This is a genomic window from Neisseria sp. P0022.S010 (genome assembly GCF_051956635.1).
On sequence record NZ_JBQCXF010000326.1, the window covers coordinates 1 to 3367 of the forward strand.

At 45.3% G+C, this 3367-nt stretch carries 3 protein-coding genes; all 3 read right to left on the reverse strand.

From position 1 onward, the window contains the following. Positions 1–160 precede the first annotated feature (160 nt). The 3 genes from ACTHUT_RS16145 to hpnD all read right to left on the reverse strand — a co-directional run bounded on the left by ACTHUT_RS16145 (position 161) and on the right by hpnD (position 3128). Positions 161–880 carry an SDR family oxidoreductase gene (locus ACTHUT_RS16145; RefSeq protein ID WP_003682583.1) on the reverse strand — a complete coding sequence of 240 codons (720 nt, stop codon included), beginning with the start codon at positions 878–880 and terminating at the stop codon, positions 161–163. Between the two features lie 95 nt (positions 881–975). After that, positions 976–2283 carry a hydroxysqualene dehydroxylase HpnE gene (gene hpnE, locus ACTHUT_RS16150; protein ID WP_250601204.1) on the reverse strand — a complete coding sequence of 436 codons (1308 nt, stop codon included), beginning with the start codon at positions 2281–2283 and terminating at the stop codon, positions 976–978. Further along, positions 2280–3128: a presqualene diphosphate synthase HpnD gene (hpnD, locus tag ACTHUT_RS16155; protein WP_250601206.1), complete on the reverse strand. Its 849-nt coding sequence runs from the start codon at positions 3126–3128 to the stop codon at positions 2280–2282. The genes hpnE and hpnD overlap by 4 nt, the downstream gene beginning before the upstream one ends. Between the last annotated feature and the right edge of the window lie 239 nt (positions 3129–3367).

Genomic DNA, 3367 nt, shown 5'->3' on the forward strand with positions numbered 1-3367 from the left:
ACTATATCTAATTTTGTACCAGCCTAATGTTTGCCTGCGAACACGTCAAACATCAAACTTCAACATCATTTAGATATAAAACTCAATAAGAGTTAAAGGCCGTCTGAAAATACAAATTTCAGACGGCCTCATGTTTTCAAACCACTCTGAGCAGGTATATTTACAGATAGACGATTTCGCCTGTCCGCCCCCTGCTCTCTTGGCTTGCCCACCAAATAAATTGCGGCAGGACATCTTCGTAGTTTTTACGTTCACTTTTCGATTCACCCGGATGCGATTTGATACGTTGCGGCGAATTGATGGCACCCGGCACCAAAACATTGGCACGCAGGTTGTCAAAACGTTCCCACTCATCCGCAGCCACTTTACACAAATAATTGAGCGCGGCTTTGGAGGCACCGAAACCGCCCCAATAGGCTTGCGGTTTTTCGCCGTGGCTTTCGCCGACAAAAATCACAGAAGCGTCTTCGGATTGCTTCAACAATGGGAACAGCGCACGGGTCAAGCCCATAGGCGCAACGGTATTGATACGGTATTGGTTGACCCATTCCGATACGGTTTGGAAGTCCAATGGCGACAAGGCATAGAAATAGCTGGCGCAATGCACCACGCCATCCAATTTTCCGCCGGTTGCTTCATCAATAGTTTCCGCAAATTGCTTAAACTCTTTCTCCTCAGCGCTCATCAAATCAAAGCAAATGGCAAACGGCTCAGGGCTGCCCGCAGCCACAATGGCATCATATACTTTTTCCAAACGCTTTTGATGACGAGCCACCAAAATGACAGTCGCTCCGGCAGCCGCATAGGCTTTGGCAACCTGCTCGCCCAAGCCTTGGGATGCGCCGGTAATCAAGATGGTTTTGTTCGCTAATGTCGTCATGACTTTTCCTTGAACTTTATGGTTTCGGATATTGTATCGGCTTGGTAAGTTTTGTAAAGTCAAAAAGGCCGTCTGAACATTCAGACGGCCTAAGTTTATTCAACCTGCAAATCCAGCATAAGCTTTTCAGCCGCGGCAAAGCCTGACTGAACCGCTGCTTCCAATGTTGCCGGATAGCGCGGATGGAGATAGTCACCGGCCGGATAAATACGGCGATGGTGCAGCCATGAGAAATCAGGTTGTACAAAATCAACCGTTGCCGCCGTAGTCGCGCGTTTTTCCGTAATAATGCGTACGGCTTCGGGCTTATCCAAATCCGGACAAACTCGCTTAATGTCCGCATGAATTTTCTCGGCCAAATCTTTATCCTTCCAAGCCTCGGTGCAATCGGAAACGCTGATGACAACCGCAACTTCATTATCCGGCAAACCCAACGCCCCCCGATGCAGCACCCATTGCGCCGCACCATCGGCAAACCCGGTTAAAGGTGCAGGCAGTTTGGCTGCTTGGGCATAACGCAAATAAACCGTGGTAATCGCATGATAGTGCAACGATTGATAGGCCGTCTGAATATAGTCAGGCGTATCTTCAGGCAGAAGTGCGTCAACATGATATGGCGCAACAGCCAAAATCACCGCATCAAATACTTCACCATTGATTTCAATTCGGCCATCAATATGATGGTTTAAATGGGAAACACGAGTTTCAAGATATATCTTTGCACCATGTTTGTGCAGAAAATCCAAAGCCGGTTCGGCTACGATCCGTCCTAAATCCTGCTTAGGCAAAAGATAATCGCTGTTCGCCTTTTCAGACCATACGCCATCATTCAATACATTACATAAAATGCGCAACGATGCCTGTTCTAACGGCGTATTTAAAGCACTCCAAACCAAAGGTTGCCAAAATTGGCCAAGTAGGCTGCGGGGAATATTTCGTGTTCTCAGCCACTTCGCAACCGTCAAATCGGTTTTATGATGAGCTGCCCAACGTCGCAATGCCGACATATCCGACAGCAATTTGATTTTCAATGAAAAAGAAAGATTTTTCGCACGCAGGATACCGACAAGCAAATACCAAGGTGCAGGCAGAGAGGCTGTCTGAAACTGCAATCCTTCATGGATGTACCATTGCAAAGGCTGGCGTAAAAAGGCTGATTCAGGTTGAACGCCAATATGTTGCATCAAAGTTTGAACACCATGATACGCACCCAATAAGATATGCTGCCCATTATCCAAAAAGCTGAATCCATCATCTTTTCCGGACAAGACACGCGCCCTACCGCCAGCCTGTCTCCCGGCCTCAAACAAAGAAATATCGGCTCGATGAATCAGGGAAACCGCCGCAGACAAACCTGCCCAACCGGCACCAATCACAGCAATTTTTGGACGCTTAGTATTCATGGTTTAAATCCAAACAGCCAAGTTTTCAATGCAATACGTTTTTTACGGGGAGAAGGAATTGCAATTTTATAAGTCAAAACATTTTGCGCACCATCACGGTCGATTTCATTCAACAACGCATAATAAATAGCCGCCATAATCAGGCCGACTTTTTGCGATTTCTTATCCTCAGCCGGCAAAAGCGACATCGCTTCACGATAAGTTTCACGTGCCCTATTCACTTGAAATTGCATCAATTTTGCAAAATTGTCTGTCGGTTTGCACTGCATAATAACGTTGGCAGGTACGTCAAACTTCTGCATTTCCTCTATCGGCAGATAAATTCTTCCCTGTCGCGCATCTTCGCCCACATCGCGAATAATGTTCGTCAACTGCAAAGCCAAGCCCATTTTGTCCGCATATTCCAAAGTTTTCGGATTGGAAAAACCTAAAATCCGCGCAATAAGACGCCCTACTACCCCTGCAACACGGTAGCAATACAGCTTTAATTCATCAAAACTACCATAACGAGCCTGCTCCAAATCCATCTGCATGCCATCAATCAAAGCTTCAAATTCATTCTTCGGCAAGTCAAAATTTGCCCGAATATCTTTTAAAGCCTGATGAACGGGATGCTCAGGCATCTCATTGTTAAAGACTTTCTCCAAATCACTGCGCCACCAATTCAATGTTATCTGAGCTACATTTGGATCGGTACAGCCATCAACCACATCATCTAGTTCGCGACAAAAAGCGTATAAAACAGTGATCGCATTTCTTTTTTCTACCGATAAAAAACGAAAGCCGGATAAAAAACTGGAATGGCTTTCTGCAGCCTTTTGATGACAATAATCCAAAGCAAGCACTGTGTATCCTAAAAATATCGTTATAAATAATTAGCAGGGATTTTATCTGTATTTAAAAAAGTACGCCAATATCAAATCTCATCTTACAACAAGGCCGTCTGAAAACTAATCTTAAGTATCTTTCAGACGGCCTAGCCAATATCGAAGCCACCAATATCACCACCAACAGCTGTATCAAAGAATAGCCCCTCTGTACAGTTGCCCTATTCCGTTTTCCGTCAAATGACTTTGAGTACATA